This window comes from Phenylobacterium sp., from assembly GCF_030645195.1.
GTDB lineage: Bacteria > Pseudomonadota > Alphaproteobacteria > Caulobacterales > Caulobacteraceae > Phenylobacterium.
The window spans coordinates 1-3,367 of sequence record NZ_JAUSLW010000079.1; the positions used below are offsets into that span (position 1 = coordinate 1).

General features: G+C 67.2%; 4 protein-coding genes. All 4 read right to left on the reverse strand.

The genetic code is table 11. The features are described from left to right. On the reverse strand, positions 1-486 hold a 486-nt coding region (gene nuoI / locus Q7T09_RS07500), incomplete at its 3' end, for an NADH-quinone oxidoreductase subunit NuoI (RefSeq protein ID WP_304698919.1). 7 nt (positions 487-493) lie between these two features. Next, a complete protein-coding gene (locus Q7T09_RS07505) occupies positions 494-691 on the reverse strand; it encodes a hypothetical protein (RefSeq protein WP_304698920.1) in 198 nt (65 codons plus the stop codon). Then, entirely contained in the window at positions 688-1,767 is a 1,080-nt protein-coding gene (gene nuoH, locus Q7T09_RS07510) for an NADH-quinone oxidoreductase subunit NuoH (RefSeq protein ID WP_304698921.1), read from the reverse strand. Before nuoH ends, Q7T09_RS07505 begins: the two co-directional genes overlap by 4 nt. 3 nt (positions 1,768-1,770) lie before the next feature. Beyond that, positions 1,771-3,367, reverse strand: a 1,597-nt coding sequence (locus tag Q7T09_RS07515; protein WP_304698922.1) for a molybdopterin-dependent oxidoreductase, incomplete at its 5' end; no start/stop codon positions are given.

Genomic DNA, 3,367 nt, shown 5'->3' on the forward strand with positions numbered 1-3,367 from the left:
GTAGGGCGCGTCCAGTTCCAGATTCTTCGCGATCTGCCGCTCCCAACGGTCCCCGTTATCGAGCAGGCGTTCCTTGTCGTAGTAGAGCTCTTCGCGGGTCTCCACGGCGAACTCGATGTTCGGGCCTTCGACGATGGCGTCGACCGGGCAGGCCTCCTGGCACAGGCCGCAATAGATGCACTTCACCATGTCGATGTCGTAGCGGGTGGTGCGGCGGCTGCCGTCTGCGCGGGGCTCGGCCTCGATGGTGATGGCCTGGGCCGGGCAGATGGCCTCGCAGAGCTTGCAGGCGATGCAGCGCTCTTCGCCGTTGGGGTAGCGGCGCAGGGCGTGCTCGCCCCGGAAGCGCGGCGACTGGGGGCCCCGCTCATAGGGATAGAGCACGGTGGCCTTGGGGCGGACCATGTACTTCATGGCCATCCCGAAGGCGCCGACGAAGTCCATCAGCGCCGCGCCTTTCACGGCCTGGGTGATACGCTGCATCATCTTGGCGTCACTTTCGTTTGCAGACGTAGGCGGTGATCGACTGCGGATCACCCTCCTTCGTCAGCCTCAGATCGCCGCCCTTGGCCAAGCATTCGGCGCGGGCGGTCTTCAGGGCGTCATAGCTCGCCACCCCGCCATTGGGGGTCACGCCGCTGGCGCAGGCGGCGCAGAGCAGGGTCGCGGAGAGGGCGAGCAGGATCTTCATGCGGCGACCGGCCCGAACACGCGCCAGGCCGCCACCAGGACCACGGCGACGAGGGAGGTCGGCAGGAAGACCTTCCACCCCAGGCGCATCAGCTGGTCGTAGCGGTAGCGGGGCACGATGGCCTTGGCCATGGCGATCAGGAAGAAGAAGAAGCAGGTCTTCAGGAAGAACCACATCAGGCCGTAGAAGCCCTGCGCCAGGTCGCCCCACTGGTGGACGAAGGCGAAGTCGATGGGCGCCTGCCAGCCGCCGAAGAACAGCACCGTGATCAGCGAGCACATCAGCACGATGTTCACCAGCTCGCCGATCATGAAGAGCAGGAACGGGCTGGAGGAATATTCCACCTGATAACCGGCCACGAGTTCGGACTCGGCTTCCGGAAGGTCGAAGGGGGGGCGGTTGGTCTCGGCCAGGGCCGAGATGAAGAAGATCACCGACATGGCGAACATGATGATGGTGATGGGCCAGTTGTGCAGGCCGCCGCCGAGGAAGTTCCAGTTCCAGAACCCGCCGGCCTGCTTCTCGACGATGGTCGTCAGGTTCATGCTGCCGCTGAGCAGGATCACGGTGATGATCACGAAGCCGATGGAGACCTCGTAGCTGACCATCTGGGCCGCCGAGCGCAGGCTGCCCAGGAAGGGGTACTTCGAGTTCGACGCCCAGCCGCCCATGATGATGCCGTAGACGCCCAGCGAACTGATGGCGAAGAGGTACAGCACGCCGACATTGATGTTGGAGATCACCCAGCCCGGCGCGAAGGGGATCACCGCCCAGCCAACCAGGGACAGCAGGAAGGTCAGCACCGGCGCCAGCAGGAAGACCGCCTTGTCGGCGCCGTCGGGGATCACCAGTTCCTTCAGCACGAACTTGATGAGGTCGGCGAAGGATTGCAGCAGGCCGAAGGGGCCCACCACGTTGGGACCCTTGCGCATCTGGACGCCCGCCCAGATCTTGCGGTCGGCGAGCATGAAGAAGGCCAGGCAGACCAGCAGCGGCAGGATCACCAGCATGATCTTGCCGACGGTGATCAGGGTCCAGCCGAGCTGGGTGGCCCAGAAATTGATGGTCGGATCCATCCCCTACTCCGCCGCGATCTTGGAGGCGCCGGCCGCAGCGGCCGCGCACTCGGCCATCGTCACGCTGGCGCGGGCGATGGGGTTGGTGAGGTGGAAGGCGCGCACCGCGCTGGTGAGCGGCGAGTCCGTGGCCGATCCGGCCGCCGGGATGCCCGACAGGTCGATGGCCGAGGCCGCCGCGCCCGGGGCGTAGTCGATCCGGCCGAAGGTCGGGTGATCGGCGAACAGCTTGGCGCGCAGCTGGGCGAGCGTGTCGTAGGGCAAGGTGGCGCCCAGGCGATCCGACAGGGCCCGCAGGATGGACCAGTCTTCGCGGCCCTCGCCCTTGGGGAACACCGCGCGCTGACCCATCTGGACCCGGCCCTCGGTGTTCACGTAGAGGCCGTCTTTCTCGGTATAGGCCGCGCCCGGCAGGATGACGTCGGCCATGTGAGCGCCGGCGTCGCCGTGGGCGCCCATATAGACGGTGAAGGCGTCGCTGGCGGTGGCGTCGATCTCGTCGGCGCCCATCAGGAACAGCACGTCCAGGGCGCCAGGGGCGGCCATCTGGACGGCGGTCTTGCCGCCCTCGCCGGGAATGAAGCCCAGGTCCAGGCCGCCGACGCGGCTGGCGGCGGTGTGCAGCACGTTCCAGGTCATGCCGAAGGCCTTGGCGACCTCCGCCGCGGCCTTGGCGACAGCCCCGCCATCGGCGCGGCCGAGAGCGCCGGCCCCCAGGATGATGGCGGGGTTCTTCGCGGCCTTCAGGCGCTTGACGAACTCGCTCTTGGACTTGGCCAGGCCCGAAAGGCTGGCCGCGCCCGCGCCGAGGTGCTCATAGCCGTAGGTCAGGTCGGCCTGGTCGCCGATGACGCCCACTTCCAGGGCGCCGGCGACCCAGCGCTTGCGGAACCGGGCGTTTAGCACCGGCGCCTCGAGGCGCGGATTGGTCCCGACCATCAGGATCATGTCGCAGGCTTCGACGCCGGCGATGGTGGAGTTGAACAGCCAGGTCTCGCGGGCGCCGGAACCGAGCGCCATGCCGTCCTGGCGGCAGTCGAGGTTCTTCACCCCCAGGGACCCGAAGAGGTCCTTGGCGGCCTTCATGGACTCAGCGTCCTGCAGGTCGCCGGCGATGACGCCGATGCGGTCGGGGGTGGCGGCCTTCAGCTTGGCGGCGACGAGGCTGAGAGCCTCGGCCCAGGTGGCGGGCCGCAGGCGGCCGCCTTCACGGATATAGGGCTTGTCGAGACGCTGACGCGACAGACCATCGACGGCGTAGCGAGTCTTGTCGCTGATCCACTCCTCGTTGATGTCCTCGTTCAGCCTGGGCAGGACGCGCAGGACCGCCGGACCCCGGCTGTCGACGCGGATGGCGCAGCCCAGGGCGTCCATCACATCGACGCTCTCGGTCTTTTTCAATTCCCAAGGTCGGGCGTTGAAGGCGTAGGGCTTGGAGGTGAGCGCGCCCACCGGGCAGAGGTCGATGACGTTGGCCGACAGTTCGCTGGCCACGGCCTTGTCGAGATAGGTCGTGATTTCAACGTCTTCGCCGCGGGAGATGAGACCGATGTCCGGCACGCCGGCCACTTCGGTGATGAAGCGGACGCAGCGGGTGCAC

Excerpts from the sequence above, each read along its gene's own strand:
- Q7T09_RS07505 (WP_304698920.1), bottom strand. The coding sequence starts at position 691 with ATGAAGATCCTGCTCGCCCTCTCCGCGACCCTGCTCTGCGCCGCCTGC.
- nuoH (WP_304698921.1), bottom strand. The coding sequence starts at position 1,767 with ATGGATCCGACCATCAATTTCTGGGCCACCCAGCTCGGCTGGACCCTG.